Here is a 22,082-nt window from a genome sequence, read left to right as displayed (position 1 = left end):
GGCGCTGTTGTTGTTGAAGCAGGTGTACGGCTTTGGGCTGGCTTTTCTCTGAGAGCTGTTGATGGTTCAGCCAGCTGGTCTACGGCCTTTTTGGCGGCCACAGGATCGATTTTCCCGCCTTCCAGCTTGATCCGGCCCTGCTTGACCAGCTTGGCCACATACTGCTTGGACCAGCCGTTACGGCGAGCAAATTCGGCCTGTGAAACCCGCTCGCCAGTCATACTTCACCCTATTTATAACCTGTTGATTATTAATGGAAAAATAACTTGATAAGTGCCTCAGGTAGAGCCTGAATGGAGGGACAACAAGCCAATAATCACATGTTCGGAGGCCCTCAATGAATAGATCCAAACCCAGCTCCCAGGACGTCCTGAAGGAGAAAAGAATCAAGATTGATCAGCTGATCCAACTGGTCAGGAAACAAGCAGACCGACACGTTGATCTTGCCCACGGGCAATGCCACTGGGGCCACGTCGGCGACCTGAATCATATGATTGAACATCTCGAATACGCGCTCGGGATTGAGCGTGCCTAACCCAACGGAAGCAAAGGAGAAGCGCTATGAAAAATAAAATACTGACCCAAACCCAAGAGAAGGTTCTGAAGCTCGGCCACGACAAGGGCAACTTCACAGCCCAGGATCTACCACTGAACGGTGGTGCCCGGAAGAAAGTGATCGACAGCCTGCTGAACAGGGAATTGATTAAACCGATTAACCGCAGGGGAGAGTGGTTTGATTACGCACTCACACCGGCAGGCCGCCAGGCTATCGGAGTGGAAGAGCCTGAAGTCTCAGAAAAAACTGACAAGCCCAAAAGCAAAACCCGCCCCGGCAGCAAACTACACCAGGTCATTCAGCTGCTGACTCGCCCAGAAGGAGCCACGATTCCCCAGATGATGGAGCAGACCGGCTGGCAGCAGCATACGGTGCGCGGCACCCTGGCCGGAGCCCTGAAGAAACGGCTGGGGCTGACCATTGAATCAGAAAAACCAGACGGCGAGGATCGCGTCTATCGGATTACCGCCGGGCTGGAGACGGCCTGATGCCAGCTAACACCAACCATCGAGCCGATACTCTCTTTTCCAGGAGCGTTCCGGCTCTTCTTGTTTTTACTTTGACCAATGGACATTTGATGATTAGCCGGGTCAATAGAACTGATAACCGAACTCTGGTCACGCTGAATAAATGGTATCCCCAATTTCTTGATGCTTTGGCACTGTTGCAAAAGGGAAACCTGGATTATGTGGCAGGCCGTGGTGTTGTGGCTCTGCATCGAGACTGGGAAGAACCCTGGCAGGAGCATCAGCCTCGCTTCTGTCGTTCAATGAATGAAATGACTCGCCTTGCCCGTGAGCAGAAAATCTCCCGTCTGTTCTGGCATTCGCTGGCCACGGAGGAGGCTGAAAAAAGTCAACCTGAGAGTCAACCAGAAAGGTCAACCAGGTTGACCGTTGCCAAGGGCTGGAGTGAACTCTGGTTGACCCGATAACTATTTGTTTTTGCAGAGTTTGTATCAAAAAAGTCAACCGAAAGGTCAACCAGAGTCAACCCCGATTTTTGCTCTGTCGCTAGCGAAATCTCGAGGTGCCGTAGACCCGCAGTCTGAAGCCCTACCCAGGGCCCCCGGCTGTATTTGTTGAACAGAAGGTTTGCTGACAAGTGCATGAGGTCTAAGCCGTCATCAGAAAGACTAAAGACTATATGCTCCGCCAATAAACATAATGGCACTAACAAATAGTATTCCAAACCAATGGAAAATTAGCTGGTACCGAGCCAGAGTGGGCAAGCTGGCAAATATGTCTTGAACGTTTGATCGTTTAGCACGATTAGGGAAGAGACAGTAATGCCCCCACAACATAAATCTGCTGGCAGCAAATAAGAAACCTGCATCGAAGACTTCGCCATCAATTGCCTGTGACAGTTTGTGGTAGTTTTTACGATAAAAACAAACTGCATTGGCAACTAAGAGCAACATAGTTACGGTGCCTAAGACAAAGGCACCGACAAAAATCAACTCAAATATTTCCTTCACTTGGCTGTTGGAATTTCTTCAAAAATTAAACCTGTAATGCCTTTGTCATCAAACGATTTGACCACAGCTTCTGAGCAATAAATATATGTTTTGTTATCTTCTTCAATTTTAAAAATATCTACAGCGATATCATTTTTGAACACTTTGCGAACAAGAAGTCCAACATCATTAAATTCTGTAGCGGTTTTATCAATTGCCGGAATTATATTTCTTACATTCAAAAGCCAGTAATCTGCATCTCCATTTTTCAAGGGCATGAGTTCATCACATGCATTCAGGAAAGGCTGAAATACACTCTTAGCAGATTCATTGACAACAAGTGAACCAGCAAACATGAAGCTACAGTCCCCAACAGGCCTTCCATCCGGCTCTTCAACCTCTACTTCAAGAGGTCCTGACCAGTCATCCGCTAGCGTTTCACCCTTACACAATATGTCTCCATGAGTATCTTCATAATCATCAGAGACCGGTATGAAGGTTTCAAAGTTTTTCGTATCAGCAGAAATCACAAACATTTTTATATCCTTTATACCCTCATCCACATTTCTATTTCCTGTGCTGTCATTTCTCTATCAACAGGAAAAACACCTGATTGTAACTGCCCCGCTATTTTATTCAGTACCCAATGAGCCTGCTTCCTATTCATAGTCTGAGTCAGAATATTTTCAATATTCAAGTAGTAACATTTTGTGTGAATTGGACGGTGGGCATAAGCTTCTGGCATTGAAGGATGTGGTACGTTTCTTTTAAAGTTGGGAAGCCAAGCACCATTTAATGGATCATCAATCCTGATACCCAAGTTGGCCAGCAACTTTCTGGCTCGCTTGGCTCGTTTTGAGCCTCCGACAACAATATGATGAGCTTCAAAATCGTCATGCGGCCTTGCTGCATCAACAGCACGAAGATGCTTTCCCAATAGAGATGAATCATGCGGCTCAACTCTAAGCTGTTTAGGACTTAGCTTGTATCCTTCCTTGCGATAGCATGCCAGAGCTAAAAATAAACTCCTTGTTTTTGTCTCTTCAAGTAGTTCATCAATGGTCATGCGACACTTTGTTTCTTTGAGCAAAAACTCCAGATCAATCCTCAGCTCATGCTCTTCAACCAGCTCAACTTCCAAATCTTGCAACACAGCCTTGTACCTTTGCCTATAAGCAACCCTTGCTACAACCAATGCAAGCCTCAGATTGTGAGTTTAACCAAGTAGTAAAGTGCAAACAATTCTTCTAAGTATTAGCGAACAGGCCAACTCCTGACTGCTTTCTCAACGCCACGACTGGCAATGTAACCACCAATACCCAGCTGCACAATACCAAGCAGTTTCATTTCCAAAGCTTCACTTAAGTCAGGTGACGCCCACCCCATCCAACGGCAAACAATCAGGGCCGTAAAAGTTACCATCACCAGAGGTCGCCAGTTACGTTGTAGCCAGCTTTCACCCTGAGCTTCTGCTTTAATTACACCAGCTTGTTCTGCCAGCTCATCCAGCTCACCATTAACGATCATCTCGGTGAGAGCAGCTTTGGCTTCGATGGATTTGTTCTTATCCGGGAAGATCTTGTCGATCACTTTTCCGACAAGGGGAATGGCAGAGAGCAGGCTCATGCCGCCTCCCCATCAACAAACCCTGCCTCAACCAGCCACTGTTCAATATCAAAGGAGGGACAGTCCTTGTCCCTGTTGAAGTGGTAATGTCCCTTTACCACGGCTTCCGGCCAGAGCTGCAGACAGCCTCCGACCAGGAACTTGAGCATACGTTTCTGTATTGAGGTGAAGTTGTCTTCAGCATTGCCGTCCTGATCCGTACCTCCCACCAGGCAGATTCCAACACTCTCATGGTTATGGCCTTTCACATGAGCACCCCAGTCATCGATGGGGCGCCCCTGTTTCACTGAACCATCCCGCTCAATGACCCAATGGTAACCAATATCCATAAACGCACGCTCCATCAGGTGCCAGCGCTTGATGGTGTCAAAGGTCACACTCTGATCAGGTTTGGTTGCAGAGCAATGAACGACAATGGTATTGGTTTCGTTGCGCTTGCCCATAAACAGTCCCTGTTATTATGGTTTGAGGGTGTAGGCGACAATGCCAATAATGGTTGTCAGGATCAGCCAGCCAAACCTTTCCACTGAGGCCAGAACAACTCCCCGGGCACTGGCCTGACTCTCCAGATAGCGGATACGTTTTTCGGAATCTTCCAGTTTGCGATCAAGGCCGTTGAGAGTTGTGGTCTGGTGAATCAACCGTTCTTCAACGGCAGCCAGACGGCTAATGGCATCGGAGAGTTTGTCGAGCTTGCCATCGATCTGATCAAGCCGCTGCTGAATCACTTCCATCGTGTCCTCGCTCCTTTGCCACTTGAGCAAAAGTCAGCTGGCTTTCTTCGAGATAGGCTTCCTGACCGGCATACTCTTCCCAGCGCCTGACGATCACATCGACATACTTTGGATCGAGCTCTGTCAGCCGGGCCTGGCGACCGGTTTTCTCACAGGCAATCAAAGTGCTGCCGGAACCACCGAAAAGATCCAGAACAATATCTTTGGTTTTGGAAGAGTTGCGGATTGCCCGTTCCACCAGTTCTACCGGTTTCATGGTGGGATGCAGATCATTGCGAGCAGGCTTGTTGAAAAACCAGACATCACCCTGATCACGCGCACCGCACCAGAAATGATCAGAACCATCCTTCCAGCCGTAGAGAATGGGTTCGTATTGGCGCTGATAATCAGCTCGGCCCAAAGTGAAAGTGTTCTTGGCCCAGATCAGAAAGGTTGACCACTTACCACCAGCTTCACGAAAAGCTTTTTGAAGAGTATCCAGTTCAGAAGATGACATGCAGACGTAAATTGCTCCCTTACAGACAGCGAGCATATTGGTCATCGCCGCTTTCAGAAAACTATGAAACTCATCGCCCAGGTTATCGTTCTTGATCCTGCGATCCTTACCGCGTTTCTTATCCTTGGCGCTGTTACCGTAATCGACGTTGTAGGGAGGATCGGTAAATACCATATCGGCCAGTTGGCCAGCCATCAATGTTTCGACATCAGCAGATTCCGTTGCACTGCCGCAGAGCAGGCGATGTTCACCAAGAATCCACACATCTCCGGTTTGGCTCACCGGTTGTTCTTGAACTTCTGGCACCTGATCATCTTCGGTATTTCCCTCAGCAGGTTCTTCCAGCAGAAGATCATCCAGTTCCTCTGTACTGAAGCCCATAATGTCCAAGTCAAAGTCGAGCTCATCCAGGGCCTGCAGTTCCAGCCGGAGAAGCTCTTCATCCCAGCCTGCATTTTCTGCCAGTTTGTTATCAGCCAGTACCAGAGCTCTTCGCTGAACATCGTCCAAATGTCCCAGGACGATCACCGGAACTGTTTGCAGGCCCAGTTCCTGAGCCGCCAGCAGACGACCATGGCCAGCCACAATCACTTTGTCCTCGCCCACAAGAATCGGGTTAACAAATCCAAAGTTTTCAATGGAGCGAGCAATCTGACTGATCTGGTCTGCAGAGTGAGTGCGGGCATTCTGGGCATAGGGCACAAGCTCATCCACAAGCCAGTGCTCAAGGTTTTCAACGAGGATTTGTGGGGCTTCGGACATGAATTTCCATCCCTGGAAAGCAAACGCCCCGACCGGGAAAGGGTCGAGGCGTTGAGGTTGTTTGCAGCTTTGCGCCAGCATACAAAAAATCTACACCGAAACAGGTGATTTTGTCCCGCCCCTGAAAAGTCCCCCTCTACGCAGGAACCACCAGTAGCCCGACACTCTATGCAACAACGCGCTATTTCCTCCCAGTTTTTTGCAACTGCACATGCAAAAGAGCCTTATGCCAGAACCGGTGGATAGAACTTCTGGGGACACCTGTCCGGTTAGCAATCTCTCTCCAGGTCAAGCCAGAGGCACGGAGCCAGATCAACTTACGATCAACCACCAGCAGTGGTGCCAACCAGCGGATACATTCCATCAAACGATCTTCCTGCTCTGCAGTCGGTTTGACCGATAACACCTCACGCTCTGCCCTGCGCAGCTGTTCTCGCTTATCAAAAACCATCTCTGGCCAGCCCGAGCCATGACCCAACTGAATACCGGACGAAAGTCGTCGAGCAGTCAGCCAGGCTTCACGGTAGCGTTGCTCAAGATATTTGATTTCCGTATTCATCGTTTTCATGCCATCCGCTGGTTGCTGTGACTCATGTGGCAGGGCTGCTGTATATGTTTACGCGTCCGCGTATACGCGCACGTATATAGGGTTTACAGCAGCCACGCCACAAACGTCACTCGCTTTTAAGATTCCTGCTCTTAATCAACAGGGTATCCGCCATATTTCACAAATGGCTTAGGCTTGAGTGACACCCCTGCCAAACCACGCCCTCCTCCACCAAAACGACAAGCGGCAAACTTTCTGGCCTGCATCAACTGGGAAAACCGTTTGACCGATCCAACAAATTCTCCGTTCTTCTCCCCCCACTCCTGCCAGTCCGCATAAAGTTTTGAGACTTCTTCACGTTTGCTACGATCTATCTCGCACCGTTCCTCCAGCCACTGACCAAGAATATCTTCCCCTTCAAAGTACTCTCTGGATGCCTTCTTAACACTGGCTGGTGGATTGATGCCCTGCTCCTGCCATTGCAAGCATCCTTCAACAGCCCAGGCAAGAATGCCATTTCGCTCTTTCAATAACTTGTTCGACAGGCTCTTATCTTTTTTCTTATCCGGCACTTTCACCAAGAAAGGAATCAGATGTAGACGACGGGTCATCGCTTCATCCACATTGCGGATCATGGGCTTATGGTTTCCAGCAATCACCAGCTTGAACTGAGGGGTGTATTCAAAGAAATCCTGTCGCATAAATCGGGCAGAAATCTTGTCACCGCCGGTCAGGGTTTTCAGCTTGGATTCATTCCACCGCTTACCCTGTTCTGTTTCGACACTGGAGACATACCTTGCTCCCTGAAGGCTGGCCAGATCGGTGGGATGTTTCTCCGTACGGGATTCCATAAAGGTTTCCACCGGGGCATTGGCAGCGTAGTTGCCCAGGATCGACATGAGTACATGGACAAAGACTGACTTGCCGTTGGCTCCACCGCCATGAAGAAAAAACAAAGCGTGTTCTGATGTCACACCTGTCAGGCAGTAACCAACAACGCGCTGCAGGTAATCCACCAGCGCCTGGTCACCCGCCGTGACATCATCCAGAAACTGTAGCCAAAGAGGACACTCACCTTCCGGTGTAGCCGTGGTCATCTTGATCATCAGATCATCCCGGTCATGCTCCCGCAGTTCACCGGTTTTCAGATCCACCACACCACCCGGAGTATTAAGAAGCCAGGGATCTTGATCCCAGCTATCCGATACAGTGGCATGACAGGGAGCTGAACGGGCCAGCTTCACAACATTTTGGATGGTGCCATTGGAAGCCAGTCGGGTACTTTGACGATCTGTCTCAGCTAGACTGGCTGCTTTGCGACAGAGTCCCCGGGAGAGGTGCAGAACATATAGAACCTGATCCTGACTCCAGCGCTGTCCCGTCCAGGCAAACCATTTACCCCACTGCTCACAGTAGCGCCAGTCGTTGCCATAAAGCCTATTAAAAGCCAGAGTCAGATCATCATCGGTAAGAAGTGGCTGCCTGGCAGGTATGTCCAGATCCTCTTCACCGTCCAGCTCAACCGGTGACCGCTCCCCGCTGGATAAAAAGCCCGGTATATCAAATGGGTTGCCAAGGTGATCCTGCTCTTTCAAGGCATCAGCTGCATCCCATTTCGCTGGTTTTCCTGCTGGTGGAATCAGAATGGCGCAGGATTCTGCTCCCACTTTCAAAATGGCCTGAGCTGCTGCCTCTGCATAGTCTCGCCCTGGCTGATCATTATCCGGCCAGATCAAAACACCTTTACCCTTCAGAGGTGACCAGTCAGTTTTGTTAACGGGAGCCTTGGCACCATTCATTGCGGTTGTTGCACAGATGCCTGCATCGATCAGAGCCTGGGAACATTTCTCCCCCTCCACCAGTACAACACCATTGGCATTTTTAATACCTTGCTGGTTGTAGAGTGGTCGTGGAGAAGGTGCCCGATGCTTTCCGGCTTTGACATCCCAGGGACGAAACTCTTTACCATCCGGTGTGTCGTAGCGATAGACACAGGCGATCAGCTTCCCGTTTCCATCCAGGTAGTCCCATTTGCCAGTATGGGGGCCGAGATCCTCCAGCTTGGCTTTGATCTTCTGTTTCTTTGACGGAGCCGGTTCTGTGCGTGGAAGTTTTGCCTCAACACCCAGCCAATTCGCCACAAACCGAAGAGCTTCAGGAAACTCCATATGCTGATTTGCCTGGGTCAAGTGGAACATATCTCCATGCTCTCCGGTGGCAAAATCATGCCAGAGACCGATCTTGTCACCGGCGATGCAGATATTCAGGCTCTGTCCCTTCTCGCCATTGGCATTTCCCACGCAGTAATACTCTTCATGACGCACAGCATTGGGCAGCAAATATTCGATATAGTCAGGTAACCGTTCTATCAAACGTTGCTTTACTTCTGTCACAGAGATTTTGCGTTCTCTCTGTGCCTGTTCGTCTGGGATCACAGGCGCATCATTAAAATCCAGATAATCTGTCATGATCTTTCATCCTGAAACGAGTTGCCCCTGCACGGCTTAAGCAGGGGAGTGAAGTCCTTTAGCCATCCCACTCATTACTTTTCTGCTGTGGTTGCTGGTAATAATCCGGCGCAGCCTGCTGATTCTGCGGCGCTTGTTGCTGAGGTTGCTGGAACTGATAGCCGGGGTTCTGGTTTTGCCCTTGGCCCTGTTGAGGCTGACTACCTTGCCCAGCCATCACAACTTGGTACTGCTTGTGATCTGGCGTGATGGCATGTTTGATAGCATTGGTCTCTTCGCCATCGGTATCCTTCTCGATATCGATCCGGGCGATAAACTCCATACCATCGAGCTCACCAAAATGTTTCAGACGGCGGGCCAGATTAGCCTGAGGCGAGTTATCATCCTGGCGAATACCCCGGGCGGAGCAGAGCAAAGAGCGCACAAAGCTGCGTCCCATATTGGCCCAATTCGGTCCTTTCGGGCTGTGCAAACCGATCAAGCTCCAGACCTTGCGTTTGGCAAACGGCCCTTCCAGCACAACATATTCAGCCTTCAGGTAAACTGCGCCACTGTCGCCCTGTGTGGCCCAGCCGCCGGTCCAGCCCATATGGGGCTCGTCATAGCCACCCGGTTTCAGGGTGAGCCGTACCTTGGCCAGTGTGCCCTTGGGAATCAGATCATAGTCTTGCTGTACGGTGGCACTATTGAAATCAGTCCACTCGCTATTGGCCGTTTGCTGTTGCTGGTGGTGCTGCTGCTGGTGTTGTGGATTCTGGTTGTAGTTGCTCATATCACTGTCCTTGCTGTGCTTGTTGTGGAGCAGGCTGGGCTGACGCGAAATCCAGACGACGTTCGCCCACCAGCGGTTGACTGATTTTCTGAAGTAGGTTGCCCAGATGGGCCGGTTCGATCAGGTCAAGACGACCACTGCGATCTTTGGAGGGAAAGCCCCACGGGTTGAGGGTCTGGCAAACAAAACTGCGCTGCAGCTCCCCTTGTTCATTAGGCAGGCTGGCCATGGTGATCACTTCATCGACAATGCCAGGCAGTTCCAATCCTGTCCTAGAACCTTCGATTTGGGGCTGGAAAATCCGGCGATTAAAGTCGTCTACCCTCTCTTCCAGAATGCCGACAAAGATCACATGCTTGCCCCGCACATGTTGCAGATGCATCAAGGCGGCAATCATCTCCCGGGCGTGCAATCCATAAGCACCACGAATATCCGGTTTGCCGGTTTTCTCGCTGCGAGCCTCAGGTCTTGTCTTGCACCATTGGAAGCAAATCCGAGCCAGAGCCGTGATCGAATCGACAAAGAAGATGGTGTACTTATCTAGCTGTGACGGATCACCCAACTGCTGACAGGCAACCTGGTAATGGGCCTGGCAATAGGGTTGATCATTTTCCAGAGCGGGGTTCGGACCACCAATAAACGCCACCAGATTGCGGAACTCCGGCCAGGTGCGGGGACGGACCGTATCGCCTTGCCAACCCTGAACCGCAAGATCTCCGGCTTCCAGATCCAGAAACAGGGTTTGCTCGGCAGGCAGTGTCCAGAGCTGGGATGTTTTACCAACACCGCTCTGGCCCAGCAGTACCGCCTTAACACCTTTGTACTCCTTCAAGCGTTGGTCGGCAGAAAGAATCGGAAGACTCATAGCTCATCCCCCTGATCTGCTGGTAACTCTCCGGTCAGTTCTTTCATCTGAGCCAGATTGCGCAGATAACGAGCATTCTGAAGACGCTTTCTGTCGTTATCTGCGCGACCCAATGACCTGTTGGCTTCTCGCAACAAACGTGCAAGCTCATCTTCGTGCAGACTGGCCAGCTGCAGGAGCGTCATATCACGAATATGAGAGAGTGCTACTGACATGACTTTTTCTCCTGCCGCTGGACAGGCTGTCCAGTCCCCTGAAAGTGATGTGCATTCTCATAACTCTCTACATCTTCCAGGCGATACATCACCTTGCTGTTGATCTTGAGAAACAGCGGGCCAATGCCTCGCTGTCGCCAACGCTCCAGAGTGCAGGTTTTTACTCCCCACCGCTGAGCCAGCTGTTTTTGTGAGAGATGTTCTATCGCCATATGTCCGCCTCCTTGGGGTTTTATCCTGTGGCAGATTCATCTTGGCGAAAGTGAGTTAGGGGAGAGTTAGATGAAGTTAGAGGAGAGTTAGATATCGGCCTTTTACGAAAAAAAGGCGAAAAAAAACCGACTCGAGGTCGGTTGCTTCTTTCATCGACAGGCTTGTATCAAGGCTCAATCAGCCACCAGCGGTTTTGACCATTATCAATATAAGTTTTCCATTCTGTCTTTGTACCCCACAACTGTTGCGGTGTCTTTGAAGCAATACCTTCGTCCTGCAAAACCTCACGACTCACTCCGTGACGATTATTCATCCAGGCGTCATACAGCAAAGAAACAGCTGTTCTCTGCAAAGGACCATCAACAACCCAGTCTGGTAAACCATCGACCTGCAGAATACCGTTGGCATCGTCCCAGCGAATGGGTAATTCTTCCAACACTTGATTCATAGCCAGCTTGACAGGATCACCCACCAGCACATCCTTAAGAGAAACAACCCTGTGTCTGTCGGACAGACGGAGGCAGGCTTTTCGTCGGGGCGGTTGCAGAGCTAACACAAATCCAGCGGGCAGAGTCTGGCTGTTCAGGCTCTCTTCAACAGCATCATAGGCGCTGTCATCATGCAGACGGCGAACCAACCAGACCGGCCAGCGCTGTTTTCTACGCTGATAAAAACCTGCAAACCAGAGAGTGTCTGGACACCAACACTCCAGTTTCTGGAAGGATTGCAACTCCCGTGAAATAAATGCAGGCAGCCAGTCTTTTGTGAACCGATAACGGCGAAGCATAATTTCAGGAACACTTGCGTTAGAACACTCCAGACATTCCCGCTCGAACTCTCCCGAAGAGACTTCTATGACAGGGTGCGTTTCACCGGAAGGATCAAGCATCCATTGCTCAAACTGATCAGGCTGCGCCAAACCACTGCCCAGTATCTCCCGAAAAAGTGAAGAACACTCAAACTGTATCTGGGAACCACTCCGGGTTGTTATGCCAGCCTCCCACCAAAGAGCCAGCTGCATAAATGTTTTCAGGGAAACCGGATTCATTGATGGCTCTCATCCAGTAAACCGGATTCCAGAAAAATCCGTTGTATCAACAGCCGGTCCTCAGGGGTTAGCTCGCGAAGGTTATGACTGTTGGGGTGGGTAAACCGGACAAACAGTTCATGTCGTCTGGCCGACACTCCAATCTGGCGCTTTTGCACGCCAACAACGGCACCAGTGATCATCCAGCCTGAACGATCCTCTAGAGTAGTTTTATATAAATTGTTCTCGTTCAAAAGATCATAAATATCCCTGACAAAACGAAGCTCGAGAGGAACATCTACGATAAGAGGTTGTCCATTCAGCCTTGAGCGTAAATGCAAACTCATAACCTGAATCAGGGCAATACCATCACGCAAGGTATATTGAAAAATGGGCCTCTCTCTGAAGTGTTCCAAACCAAACTGTCTGGGGGTAATTCGTTCGGGAGGGTTATCCAGTTTTAGAACGTCACGGGCATAAGTGAGAGCCAACAGATCACGCATATCCCGGGTATTGGCAACCACCTCAACCACACCTGATCCCCATTCATGGGTCAGAGCATATTCTCTTGCTGGAGAGACCACCAGTGTCTGAATATTCGACTCTTCATCCAACTCGCTGATGGCTTGAGGAACACCCTGTCGGGTCACCGCAACATGACAGACCTGCCCGAGATGTTGCTTAATATCAGGACGGGAATAACAAAATGACTCTGTCCGGAACCGCTGCCCCTGGCAGGACTTGGAAAGAGACTCACTGAAGGTCTGCAAAGCAATGTCTTCAACCGGGTCTACAGCAGGGTTTAACTGGTAGGAATCCCACATCCGGCCATAACGATAATGGCTGGCAAAGCGGCTGGATTCAGCATGGGTAAGTTTATCGGATTTCGAGTCCATCAACTCGATAACCGTATCAAAAGGATTGCGGGCTATGATCTTGCCCATCTGTTGGGCCAGCAGCTGTTGACCATCAGGGCGGGTCATATTGACGATTCGTGTCGCCTTTTCCTCTGCCTTGAGGTAGAGCCTGTGATCCTCTTTGCGAATGCGGTTAAACACCTCGCCCACATCCAGAGTCTGTTCCAGTGCGAACGTATCACTCCCAACAGCGGGCAGAGACACCCCCACCATTTGGCAGAATTGCATCAGTCCCCTGGGACTGGCATGGCGAATAACCTTGGCCAGATTTGGCATGGCTTGTCATCCCTGAAGTCATTGTTTGTACATCCTGTACTACTGTATATATACACAGATATTGCTTTGGGCATGACCGACTGTCAAGACACCATTTTTCCTCTGAATAACACCGACAGAACACGATACGACCTCATCGCATTTGTGCTTATCCCGGCGTACAAAGAAAGAAGACTTGAACAAAAAAACCGGATAGCACCTGGATCATGGACGAACAAAATGCACGCTCCCTGCCGCTTGATTCCCCTCGTGAAGAGCTGATTCACCTGTTTTCCTTGGCAGTGGTGCGCCACTACCGACGTAAGGCTGAGCGTAACCACCAGGACAGCAAAGTTGACTGGACTTTCCCTGACGACAGAGCGTGTATGTCCCTCCCCTCACAACTGGAGAGAAACTATGGCAGACAGTGACAAGGTACATGAAACGCTGGCGGCACAAGTGGCCAAGATCATGACCATGAACAACACGCAGCTTAATCACACATGGAAAGAGCTGTTAGGTACAGATGCTCCGCCTCTGCATACCAAAATTCTTCGCCAACGGCTGGCCTGGAAAGTACAGGAGAAAGCGCTGGGCGGATTAAGCGATCTGGCAAAGAAGCGCTTACTTCAGGTCAAACAGTCAATTCTGAAAGGCAAGAAAACACCCCGGGCGAAAACCTGTCACCTGCCAGCTGGCACCCGATTAATGCGCGAGTACCAGCACGAAGAACATGAGGTGGTTGTCACCAATGAGGGTTTTGAGTATCGGGGCCAGCTGTACAAAAGTCTGACGGCTATTGCCAAAGTGATTACTGGCAGTCAGTGGAATGGCCCGGCTTTCTTTGGCTTGAGAAAAGAACAACAGAAACAGAGTAGCCGCCGGAGGAAACGCAAGTGAGTGCCAACCCTATCAAGCGCTGCGCGATCTATACCCGCAAGTCATCGGAAGAAGGACTGGAGCAGGAGTTCAACTCCCTGGATGCCCAATGGGAAGCGGGAGTCGCTTATGTTGTATCCCAAAAGCATCAAGGCTGGCAGCTGGTGGACGAACGGTTTGAAGATGGTGGATTCTCCGGTGGAAATATTGACCGGCCCGGGCTGAAGAAATTGATGGCCGCTGTCGAGCGAGATGAGATCGATATCATTATTGTTTACAAGGTCGACCGTCTGACTCGCTCTATTTCAGACTTTGCTCGGCTGGTGGGAATTCTGGATGAGCATAATACCTCGTTCATATCCGTGACCCAGCCCCTCAATACTACCGACAGTATGGGCAGACTAACCCTCCATATGCTGCTCTCCTTTGCCCAGTTTGAAAGAGAGATTACCAGTGAGCGGATCAGGGATAAGTTTGCGGAATCAAAAAAGAAAGGGATGTGGATGGGCGGCGCTGTACCGCTGGGTTATGAAGTCAAAGACCGGAAGTTGGTGGTGAACCGGAGCGAGAAGAAAATTGTACAAATCATCTTTGAAACTTTCATAGAAACCCGCTCGCTTACTGAAACCTGTTATCGCGTTAATGATATGGGTTTCCGAACCAAACGGTACCCAAAGAAAGATGGCTCTGCCTGGGGAGGAAAGCCTTTTACCAAAAGCACCATGCGCAAACTCCTCAATAACAAAATCTATCTGGGCCTGATACACCACAAGGGCGATTGGTACCCCGGCCAGCACACCGCCATTTTGGATCAGCAACTCTGGGACAAAGCAGAAACCATATTCAACACTAACCGGAACAGTCGGCGCACGGAGTCCCGCTGGCGACACAGCCCTGCCTTTCTACGAGGGTTACTGTTTGGACCAGACGGTATCGCACTGGTGCCCACCAGCGGCCGACGGCGGGGCAAGCGCTACCGCTACTACACCAGCAACACAGCCCGGAAGAAAGGCCACAGGGAAAGTCCCCTTCCTCCTTTACCCGCTGAGCCCTTGGAACAGGTGATACTTCAAGAAGTAGAGCAACTGATCAATCAGCCTTCTTTAGTGATGCAGATTTTCCAACACTGCCATGAGATCGAGGACCAGGTGAGTTACGAGCAAACCATCAATGCTTTGCACACCCTGAAAGATATCTGGCAGGAGCTGTTTCCCAACGAGCAGCAACGTATCGCACAGCTATTGGTAGAACGGATTGATGTGCAGGAAACCAACCTCAGCATCCGCTTCCATACCAAGTGGCTGCCCGAAATTACTGATGACCTGGCAGGAGTCGCATAACCATGAATATCACCGGCAAGCGTCAAACCCGATTTTATCCCGACCAGAATATTCTGGAAGTGAATATTCCCATACAGCTTCTGAGGCGAGGGGGTCGTACCCATATCAAAACCCCTGATGGGCAGATACTAAATACCTCGCCCACCAGCGACACGGCACTGATGCGGGCGCTGGCTCAGGCTCATATTTGGTTGCAGAAACTTGAGGAAGGAGAGTTTGAGAATGTGAAGGCTTTGGCCAGAAACTATGGGCAGAATGAGAGTTATGTTTCCAGGGTTCTGCGACTAACGTCACTACCGCCTTCAATCCAGGAGTCAATTCTCTGTGGTAACGAAACAAATCTTTTGTCTCTATCAGAACTACTGGATGGCGTTTCACCGTTGTGGAAAGATCAGCAAATCCTCTGAAAAGAAAAGACTATCTTTTCTTACGGTTACGCCCACTCTTGTCCTTAGGATCAAAATGCAGCACCACAGGAATATGTCTTATACGATACGGCTGGCCAGAAGCTTCAAGTGTATGAGTTGAAAAAAATGCTGACTGTTTCAGCTCACAGTTTTTTATGGTTACTTTGGATGGTTCTACACTATGGATTCTATCCTTCCAGTCATCCATTTGGGATTTTGCATTTTTTGTTTGAAAGTAAATGATTAATCCACCTTCTTTTTGTGAATCTGTACCTGTAGCATATCTTGTAGTTAACTGTCGGTATCCTTCATCAATATTATTTTTTGATCGTCCAATCTTTGCCTCACCGAGCCAAACAAAATTATTCCGAGACCGGACTACGAGGTCGCAATTTCCACCATATGATGCATCATGCTCAGCAGCATATCCTCGCATACGCAGCATACTTTGTATTTGCACAGTCAGCTGATCTTCACCAGCTTCGTAGTGTAGATGCCGATTTTCTTCCAGTTGGGAAATTGCATAGTCAAGATCCCTGTACAATAACCCTATAAATTCCTCATAAGTATCTGCACATCGCCTATTGAGAAAATCTTGTAGTTCAGGATCTGACCTCATGATGAAATCAAATTGAGCTAAAGAACCTGATTCAATACCTGTACTTACCATCCGATATCACACTAGGCCTTGAGCATTAGTTCCAGGGAAGAAATAAATAAACACATGATTTTGATAGTCTTCAACAGGCTCCCCTGTATACGGATGAATTAATTCTCCCGTAATTTTTGCCTGACGAACATCTTCTATTTCCAACGTGTAAGCCTGTCCAAGCTCATCAATCATCTGATAACCAAAATCAAGAATTTTGAATGATGCCCCCGTCAAATATAGAGCGGATCGCCAAAACTCAGCATCACCTGAGTTCGGAGCAACCTCACCTTTCAGGTGCTTGAATGACATAAATCTCAGTCTTTCAAGATTTGTCCGCTCAAGGTAATCAACAATGGACAAACAGATCTCGTACTGGGGAGAGTGATCTCCCCAGTCCTCAGCAAAATGCTTAATGATCTGGTGCTTACTGTTCATTGCTCAAATAATTTCTTATTCGTTGTTGTACAAAACTATAGTCTTTCTGGCCACAGCAATGAGAAATGATTACCTCTGTTAACCGCTCTGTAGATTTCATTTGGTGCCGAGAATTGCCCGGTAACATTAACTCTGGCGTCGTTGACACTTCCTTGGTAATTGGGACATCCCAAGTCATCGCCAGCAGAAACGGTTTTATATCTCCTACTTCTTCCTTTAGCTTTTCCCTTCCAGCAGAGTGGTAAAGCTCTTCTCTGAGATCCAAGTCTTTTTGCCGCATAGACTCTCTCTTGACAGAGTTCTCAGTGGTAACAAAACCTAGTTCACATACCCTGGCTCCTGACTGGTTCTTTTCATCCCGATAGAAAGAATCTATCACACACCTAAAGTCTACAGCTGTTCCAAGAACAGGAGGATGGTTGAACTCACTATCAATAAGCTGGTGGAATGCTTTTCTCAACTCTCGAAAAGCATTAACACGGTCTTGCCTTCGCATTCCGTAGCCAATATCAATTCTGAGTTCAATCTCATCACGAGAGGGGTATAGAGCTACTACATCAAAAAACTGCATTCCTCGTTTACAATAGACTTGGATATCCACCACATCTCCAAGTGCATCAAGAGCGTCATCTGTAAGCTCTGCCTTCGTTAAAGAGGTCTTTTCATTGACAGACCGCTTACCCGAGAAGACCACCTGCGTACCATCTTGAAGAACGTCCATTAATACAGTTTCTTCTTTGGTGATACTCTTTAGCTTCTCTTCAGATAGAGGGAGTGGATATGATTTGCTGAAGGAGCTCTTCTTTGGTTTGACACCTGCAATCTGTGTAGCTAATTCACCTACCTTCCCTGTTTTTAGCTTGTATATCTGTACAGCTTTCTGTCCATACAACAGATGCTGTTTATAAGCGTCAGAAAGACTCTTAACCACCCTTTTTTTGGTGATTTTATCCGGTGACGATTTACTGTGTTTTTCAGCTGTTTTCAGGTAACCATTCCCAGCATCCACACCAGACAGGCGAAGAATCTTGCGCATATCATGCCATGGTGTGCGAGGCTTAAAACCTTCAATCAAATCGGATACTGACATTTACATCCCAGATACTTGGGTTAATCGAAATTACAAGCGTCAAACAGTCACAAGCTGCTTGATATTACCAAGCGGGAACAGCTTCGAGAAGGTACTGATGTCATATTTCCTTGAGAAATCTATCACCTTTGCCATACCTGATAGCACCTTAAAATCACGAACAAAGACGACAACAACAGGATAAAAACACAGTTAGCTTGCTGTTTAAAAAGGACTTCAGGAAGCGTACCTGGAAAAACGCTCTGTACGCTAAAAACAGAGGACACCGCCAGATACGGCATTTTGAAGGGGCAAATAGGGGGTATTACGGAACAGTAAAGGTACGCTTCCCAAACTGTGGAAAGCCTGCAACGTCAGGGCTTTTCAGGAGTCAGAAACGCAAAAAATCCCACCACAGAGGTCTGTAGCAGGATTCTTGAAGGTGGCGGTGAGGGAGGGATTCGAACCCTCGATACGTTTCCGTATACACACTTTCCAGGCGTGCTCCTTCGGCCACTCGGACACCTCACCAAATTGTCGCTTCATGTTTCAGGGCATGCCCTGTGAAGCGGGCTTAATTTATAGAAAAATCAGTAAGATAGCAACACCCCAACCGACAAACAGATACACCTGACCAAAACATCAAGGACTGAAGCACCAACCTGCTCTCCCTGATTCGAACCCCTGCCATCCCCCCCTGGCCAAATAGGCATATACACCTAGAAAATGACTTTTTTGCGAAACTAACCCATAATGCTGTGAACTTGCCAGCAGGCCGTCCTGTCGCTGCCGGACAGATGGCTTTTGGATGCGCGAAACAGCAAAAGCAGTTAGAAATAAAAAGGGAAGACAATGACAGTCACCATTGGCAAACCGGTTGATGACTTTACCGCAAAGGCTACTTCTGGAATCTCCGTGTCCCTGAAAGACCTGAAAGGAAAAACCAATTTTGTTCTGTACTTCTACCCCAAGGACAATACGCCAGGCTGCACCAGCGAGGGGCAGGCCTTTGCCGAGAACCTTGATGCCTTCAAGGAAGCAGACACAATAATTTTTGGTGTTTCCAAAGACACCATGAAAGCCCATGAAAACTTCAAAGCCAAATATGAGTTTCCCTTTGAGCTGATCTCCGATTCAAATGAAGAGCTGTGCAAGCTGTTTGATGTAATCCGTTTGAAGAAAATGTATGGCAAAGAGTTCATGGGCATCGAGCGCAGCACATTCCTGATTGATAAGGAAGGCACACTCCAGCACGAGTGGCGCAAGGTAAGAATCAAGAATCATGTGGAAGATGTGCTCCAGGCTGCACAGGCACTGGAAGGTATGGTAGAGCCAATTACCAGCACCCTGGATAAGAGCAGTGATAACTGATTCCCAGCTCTAAAAGCAAGAAAGGCGACCCAGTGTCGCCTTTCTTTTATCTGCTCTTTTCAACTCGCAACCTAAGACGGGTTTTCAAGCTGTTTAGGTATCGCCTTTGGCCAGGCTGTAAGAACCGCCTTGATCAGCGTCGCCAGAGGAATAGCGAAGAATACTCCCCAGAATCCCCAGATACCGCCGAACATCAGCACCGCAATAATAATGGCAACTGGATGCAGGTTAACCGCCTCACTAAATAACAGGGGAACAAGAACATTGCCGTCCAGCGCCTGAATAACACCATACACAATCATCAGCACATAGAACTGATGCTCCAGCCCGAACTGAAACAACCCAATTGCCGCAACTGGAATGGTTACAACCGCAGCACCGATGTAAGGAATAACAACCGACAGTCCTACCAGCAAAGCCAGCAACGCTGCGTAGTTCAGTTCAAGCCAGACAAAGGCAACATAGGTGGTTATGCCGACAATAAAGATCTCAATCACCTTGCCACGGATGTAGTTAACAATCTGCTCACTCATCTCCTCGGAAACCTGGTCGATCATACGTCGCTCATCAGGCAGCATGCCGGAGATCCATCTCAAAAGAGGCTTACGGTCTTTCAGGAAGAAGAACACCAGTATCGGCACCAGCACCACGTAAATCAGAATACCCACTACATTGGGCAGCTTCGAGATAGAGAAGGAAACCAGCCACTGGCCAAAGTGGGCAAACTGTTCACTGGCCGTCTGCACCCAGGCATTCACCTGCGCCTCGGAAATAAAGCCAGGATACTCATCAGGAAGATGCTGCAGCATATCCTCCCCCTTGGCCAGCATCCTGGGCAGCTCATTAAGAAGAGTTGTACCCTGCTCCCAGATCAGAGGCATCATAAGCAGGATCACGGCAAGAAATATTGCCAGAAACATTAAGAAGGTCACTGACACCGCCAGCATATGTGGAACACCATGGCGCTCCTGCCAGCTAACAACCCCCTGGAGAATAAAAGCAAAGCCAAGACCTGCAAAAACGGGCGCCAGAATAGACCCGAAAAACAGGATAACCAGCAAAGCTGATGCCAGCAGCAGCACCAGTACAATGGCTTCCTCATCGGAAAAGTAACGGTGTATCCATCCCCTGATCACCTTGAACATAGCAAGCCTATCCATGTTTTTTCAGAATATGAGTAAAGACGCCGGATTCTTCGCCACTGAAAAGCAGTTCGTGGCCAGCCAGTTCAGCGAAGCTGGCAAAATCCCGTACAGAACCCGGGTCTGTCGCCAGAACCTTCAGCACCTCTCTCGGCTCCATGCCATTCAAAGCCTGTTTTGCCTTTAACAGCGGCATGGGGCAATCTAAACCACGAGCATCCAGCTCACGGCAATCCTGATCCAGCTCAAGCATACTTCTATCTACAACATTATCAGCTATCGGCAGATACGTACCACGCAGCATCTCCTGATTGGAGCGTATCGAATAAAGGTATGGGATTCTTTACCGGCTTACGTGAATAGCGTAGGAAGTTAATAGTATCGCACTCATACCGGAGGTAATATAGCTCGATATCATATAACTCCGGATATCTCTATTTCTGATGAATTTATTCCGCAGCTCCCTTTTATCTTTGATACTGGCTGCTTCCCCCCTTGCCAGCAGCGATATCAACCTTCCCTCTATTGGTGACAGTAGCTCCGGCATTGTTTCTACTCAGAAGGAAAAGGAGCTGGGTCAGGTTTTCCTGAAGATGCTGCATAACCGGGTGCAAACCAATAATGATCCGGAGCTGGTCAGCTACGTTGAAAGCCTGGTTTACCAACTGGCGGAATCCAGCCAGTTAACCGACCGAAATCTTTCCATTGTTTTGATTGAAAGTCCGCAACTGAACGCCTTTGCCGCCCCCGGTGGCGTGATAGGCATCAACACCGGACTGTTCTTGTATGCGCGTACCGAAGAAGAGTTTGCCGGAGTTATTGCCCACGAACTGGCCCACTTAAGTCAGCGCCATTACGCCCGTGGAGTGGAAACAGCCAAACGTCAGGCTCTGCCAACCATGGCGGCACTGCTTGGCAGTGTGGTGCTGGCGGCCTCAGGTGCCGGAGACCTGGGAGCAGCAGCACTCTCGACCACAATTGCTGGAGCCCAGAGCAGCCAGCTGGCTTTCAGTCGTGATAATGAACGGGAGGCTGACCGGGTCGGCATTCTGACCATGGTGCGGGCCAACATGGATCCACGCGCCATGGCCGGTCTGTTTGAACGTATGAGTAAGTTGGATGGAAGCAATCCTCAGTATGAGTTCCTGCGCACTCACCCGACCAGCCGGAACCGTGTTGCCGATACCCGTAGCCGTGCCGAACAGTACCCAGCCAGAAAACGACGGGATCAGACCAACTACCAACTAATGCGCAACCGGGCTTTTCTCAGTTTGAGTTCATCCACTGACCAGGCACGAATTCGTTTTAAGGAGGAAGTGGAAACCGGGCACTCCTCATCTTTGACTGCCAGCAAATATGGCTATGCCCAGGTTCTTCTCGACTCTCAGGATGCCAAGTCAGCAGCGCCTTACGCAAAGGAACTGCTAAAGCAGGCACCAAATAACATTTACTACAGAATACTGAACAGCCGTATTGAGTTTGAGAATGGCAGCCGAGACCAGGCGATAAAAAGTCTGCAGGAGTTACTCAGTGATAATCCGGGTAACTATCCGGCAATCATGACCCAGGCAGACCTGCTGTTCAAAGATAAGCAGTTCCGCAAAGCGACAAATATTCTCAAAGCTGAAAGCAAGAAACGGCCACAGGATCCGTACATCTGGTATCAGCTGGCTGAAATCTCCGGACTTGCAGGTGATATCGCCACTGTTCATACGTCACGGGCTGAGCATTTCTTCCTGGTTGGCCAGATGGATAAAAGCATCCTGCAGCTACAATACGCAACCGAGCTGCCTGGCCTGCCATTCAGCCAGAAAGCGGCTATCAGACAGCGCATAGAAGAAGTCAAACACTTTAAGAAGGCTATGCAGCTTTAGCTCT

General features: G+C 49.2%; 30 protein-coding genes and 1 tRNA gene. 9 read left to right on the top strand and 22 right to left on the bottom strand.

The window, feature by feature from the left end; translation table 11 throughout:
- The coding region (locus tag M3P05_RS10120) for a hypothetical protein (protein WP_249699454.1) at nt 1–221 on the bottom strand (221 nt) is incomplete at its 3' end.
- A gap of 116 nt (nt 222–337) precedes the next feature.
- Between M3P05_RS10120 and M3P05_RS10115 the strand changes: the two genes are divergently transcribed.
- From M3P05_RS10115 to M3P05_RS10105, 3 genes are read left to right on the top strand one after another with little or no spacing between them, the layout of a single operon-like run.
- Nucleotides 338–535 carry a hypothetical protein gene (locus tag M3P05_RS10115; RefSeq protein ID WP_249699453.1) on the top strand — a complete coding sequence of 66 codons (198 nt, stop codon included), beginning with the start codon at nt 338–340 and terminating at the stop codon, nt 533–535.
- 26 nt (nt 536–561) lie between these two features.
- On the top strand, nt 562–1,044 hold the full coding sequence (locus M3P05_RS10110) for a DUF3489 domain-containing protein (protein ID WP_249699452.1): 483 nt from the start codon (nt 562–564) through the stop codon (nt 1,042–1,044).
- The gene (locus tag M3P05_RS10105) at nt 1,044–1,490 is read left to right on the top strand and encodes a hypothetical protein (protein ID WP_249699451.1); all 447 of its coding nucleotides are present in this window, start codon (nt 1,044–1,046) and stop codon (nt 1,488–1,490) included. The genes M3P05_RS10110 and M3P05_RS10105 overlap by 1 nt, the downstream gene beginning before the upstream one ends.
- A 201-nt stretch (nt 1,491–1,691) precedes the next feature.
- Here the strand turns inward: M3P05_RS10105 and M3P05_RS10100 are convergent, their stop codons facing one another.
- From M3P05_RS10100 to M3P05_RS10030, 15 genes are all read right to left on the bottom strand, one after another.
- Nucleotides 1,692–2,015: a hypothetical protein gene (locus M3P05_RS10100; RefSeq protein ID WP_249699450.1), complete on the bottom strand. Its 324-nt coding sequence runs from the start codon at nt 2,013–2,015 to the stop codon at nt 1,692–1,694.
- Nucleotides 2,016–2,029: 14 nt separating this feature from the next.
- On the bottom strand, nt 2,030–2,575 hold the full coding sequence (locus tag M3P05_RS10095) for an imm11 family protein (protein WP_249699449.1): 546 nt from the start codon (nt 2,573–2,575) through the stop codon (nt 2,030–2,032).
- On the bottom strand, nt 2,560–3,165 hold the full coding sequence (locus M3P05_RS10090) for an AHH domain-containing protein (RefSeq protein ID WP_249699448.1): 606 nt from the start codon (nt 3,163–3,165) through the stop codon (nt 2,560–2,562). The genes M3P05_RS10095 and M3P05_RS10090 overlap by 16 nt, the downstream gene beginning before the upstream one ends.
- 101 nt (nt 3,166–3,266) lie before the next feature.
- Nucleotides 3,267–3,638 carry a 3TM-type holin gene (locus M3P05_RS10085; protein WP_249699447.1) on the bottom strand — a complete coding sequence of 124 codons (372 nt, stop codon included), beginning with the start codon at nt 3,636–3,638 and terminating at the stop codon, nt 3,267–3,269.
- Nucleotides 3,635–4,081, bottom strand: coding sequence for an N-acetylmuramoyl-L-alanine amidase (locus tag M3P05_RS10080; RefSeq protein WP_249699446.1), 447 nt, complete (start codon nt 4,079–4,081; stop codon nt 3,635–3,637). The genes M3P05_RS10085 and M3P05_RS10080 overlap by 4 nt, the downstream gene beginning before the upstream one ends.
- Nucleotides 4,082–4,096: 15 nt before the next feature.
- Nucleotides 4,097–4,372: a hypothetical protein gene (locus M3P05_RS10075; RefSeq protein ID WP_249699445.1), complete on the bottom strand. Its 276-nt coding sequence runs from the start codon at nt 4,370–4,372 to the stop codon at nt 4,097–4,099.
- Nucleotides 4,347–5,630 carry a site-specific DNA-methyltransferase gene (locus M3P05_RS10070; RefSeq protein WP_249699443.1) on the bottom strand — a complete coding sequence of 428 codons (1,284 nt, stop codon included), beginning with the start codon at nt 5,628–5,630 and terminating at the stop codon, nt 4,347–4,349. Before M3P05_RS10070 ends, M3P05_RS10075 begins: the two co-directional genes overlap by 26 nt.
- A gap of 181 nt (nt 5,631–5,811) precedes the next feature.
- Nucleotides 5,812–6,189 carry a DUF6362 family protein gene (locus tag M3P05_RS10065; protein ID WP_249699441.1) on the bottom strand — a complete coding sequence of 126 codons (378 nt, stop codon included), beginning with the start codon at nt 6,187–6,189 and terminating at the stop codon, nt 5,812–5,814.
- A gap of 140 nt (nt 6,190–6,329) precedes the next feature.
- Nucleotides 6,330–8,645, bottom strand: a complete 2,316-nt coding sequence (locus tag M3P05_RS10060) for a phage/plasmid primase, P4 family (protein WP_249699440.1) — start codon at nt 8,643–8,645, stop codon at nt 6,330–6,332.
- 58 nt (nt 8,646–8,703) lie between these two features.
- Nucleotides 8,704–9,417: a hypothetical protein gene (locus tag M3P05_RS10055; protein ID WP_249699439.1), complete on the bottom strand. Its 714-nt coding sequence runs from the start codon at nt 9,415–9,417 to the stop codon at nt 8,704–8,706.
- A 1-nt stretch (nt 9,418) separates the two neighbouring features.
- Nucleotides 9,419–10,282 carry an ATP-binding protein gene (locus M3P05_RS10050; protein WP_249699438.1) on the bottom strand — a complete coding sequence of 288 codons (864 nt, stop codon included), beginning with the start codon at nt 10,280–10,282 and terminating at the stop codon, nt 9,419–9,421.
- On the bottom strand, nt 10,279–10,497 hold the full coding sequence (locus tag M3P05_RS10045; protein ID WP_249699437.1) for a hypothetical protein: 219 nt from the start codon (nt 10,495–10,497) through the stop codon (nt 10,279–10,281). Before M3P05_RS10045 ends, M3P05_RS10050 begins: the two co-directional genes overlap by 4 nt.
- Nucleotides 10,488–10,709, bottom strand: coding sequence for a DNA-binding protein (locus M3P05_RS10040; RefSeq protein WP_249699436.1), 222 nt, complete (start codon nt 10,707–10,709; stop codon nt 10,488–10,490). The genes M3P05_RS10045 and M3P05_RS10040 overlap by 10 nt, the downstream gene beginning before the upstream one ends.
- 167 nt (nt 10,710–10,876) lie before the next feature.
- Nucleotides 10,877–11,758: a hypothetical protein gene (locus M3P05_RS10035; RefSeq protein WP_249699435.1), complete on the bottom strand. Its 882-nt coding sequence runs from the start codon at nt 11,756–11,758 to the stop codon at nt 10,877–10,879.
- Nucleotides 11,755–12,930 (bottom strand): hypothetical protein, encoded by a 1,176-nt coding sequence (locus M3P05_RS10030; protein WP_249699434.1) that lies wholly within the window; start codon nt 12,928–12,930, stop codon nt 11,755–11,757. Before M3P05_RS10030 ends, M3P05_RS10035 begins: the two co-directional genes overlap by 4 nt.
- Nucleotides 12,931–13,136: 206 nt before the next feature.
- On the opposite strand from M3P05_RS10030, the gene M3P05_RS10025 reads away from it, so the two are divergent.
- Genes M3P05_RS10025 through M3P05_RS10010 form a run of 4 tightly spaced genes read left to right on the top strand, consistent with a single transcriptional unit; the run spans nt 13,137 to nt 15,535 of the window.
- Entirely contained in the window at nt 13,137–13,340 is a 204-nt protein-coding gene (locus M3P05_RS10025) for a hypothetical protein (RefSeq protein ID WP_249699433.1), read from the top strand.
- A complete protein-coding gene (locus M3P05_RS10020) occupies nt 13,327–13,809 on the top strand; it encodes a DUF2924 domain-containing protein (RefSeq protein ID WP_249699432.1) in 483 nt (160 codons plus the stop codon). Before M3P05_RS10025 ends, M3P05_RS10020 begins: the two co-directional genes overlap by 14 nt.
- Nucleotides 13,806–15,128, top strand: a complete 1,323-nt coding sequence (locus M3P05_RS21125) for a recombinase family protein (RefSeq protein ID WP_249699431.1) — start codon at nt 13,806–13,808, stop codon at nt 15,126–15,128. Before M3P05_RS10020 ends, M3P05_RS21125 begins: the two co-directional genes overlap by 4 nt.
- 2 nt (nt 15,129–15,130) lie before the next feature.
- A complete protein-coding gene (locus tag M3P05_RS10010) occupies nt 15,131–15,535 on the top strand; it encodes a hypothetical protein (RefSeq protein ID WP_249699430.1) in 405 nt (134 codons plus the stop codon).
- 10 nt (nt 15,536–15,545) lie between these two features.
- Here M3P05_RS10010 and M3P05_RS10005 read toward each other — a convergent pair whose 3' ends face one another.
- The 4 genes from M3P05_RS10005 to M3P05_RS09990 form a co-directional block, all read right to left on the bottom strand.
- Entirely contained in the window at nt 15,546–16,205 is a 660-nt protein-coding gene (locus tag M3P05_RS10005) for a hypothetical protein (protein ID WP_249699429.1), read from the bottom strand.
- Between the two features lie 6 nt (nt 16,206–16,211).
- Nucleotides 16,212–16,622, bottom strand: a complete 411-nt coding sequence (locus M3P05_RS10000) for a hypothetical protein (RefSeq protein ID WP_249699427.1) — start codon at nt 16,620–16,622, stop codon at nt 16,212–16,214.
- Entirely contained in the window at nt 16,612–17,712 is a 1,101-nt protein-coding gene (locus tag M3P05_RS09995; protein WP_249699425.1) for a hypothetical protein, read from the bottom strand. Before M3P05_RS09995 ends, M3P05_RS10000 begins: the two co-directional genes overlap by 11 nt.
- 422 nt (nt 17,713–18,134) lie before the next feature.
- Nucleotides 18,135–18,222: transfer RNA gene (locus tag M3P05_RS09990), tRNA-Ser, on the bottom strand.
- A 321-nt stretch (nt 18,223–18,543) separates the two neighbouring features.
- Here M3P05_RS09990 and M3P05_RS09985 point away from each other — a divergent pair.
- Complete coding sequence (locus M3P05_RS09985) at nt 18,544–19,062, top strand: peroxiredoxin (protein WP_249699424.1); 519 nt, start codon at nt 18,544–18,546, stop codon at nt 19,060–19,062.
- Between the two features lie 71 nt (nt 19,063–19,133).
- On the opposite strand, the gene M3P05_RS09980 is transcribed toward M3P05_RS09985, so the two are convergent.
- The gene (locus M3P05_RS09980) at nt 19,134–20,222 is read right to left on the bottom strand and encodes an AI-2E family transporter (protein ID WP_332842008.1); all 1,089 of its coding nucleotides are present in this window, start codon (nt 20,220–20,222) and stop codon (nt 19,134–19,136) included.
- Nucleotides 20,215–20,457 (bottom strand): sulfurtransferase TusA family protein, encoded by a 243-nt coding sequence (locus M3P05_RS09975; RefSeq protein ID WP_249699422.1) that lies wholly within the window; start codon nt 20,455–20,457, stop codon nt 20,215–20,217. Before M3P05_RS09975 ends, M3P05_RS09980 begins: the two co-directional genes overlap by 8 nt.
- A 190-nt stretch (nt 20,458–20,647) precedes the next feature.
- On the opposite strand from M3P05_RS09975, the gene M3P05_RS09970 reads away from it, so the two are divergent.
- Complete coding sequence (locus M3P05_RS09970) at nt 20,648–22,078, top strand: M48 family metalloprotease (protein WP_249699420.1); 1,431 nt, start codon at nt 20,648–20,650, stop codon at nt 22,076–22,078.
- The last annotated feature ends 4 nt before the right edge of the window (nt 22,079–22,082 follow it).

Source organism: Parendozoicomonas callyspongiae, assembly GCF_023502345.1.
In the GTDB taxonomy this organism is placed as follows: Bacteria; Pseudomonadota; Gammaproteobacteria; order Pseudomonadales; family Endozoicomonadaceae; genus Sansalvadorimonas; species Sansalvadorimonas callyspongiae.
Note: the sequence above shows the minus strand (reverse complement) of the source record. Positions and strands in the feature narration are given on the sequence as shown.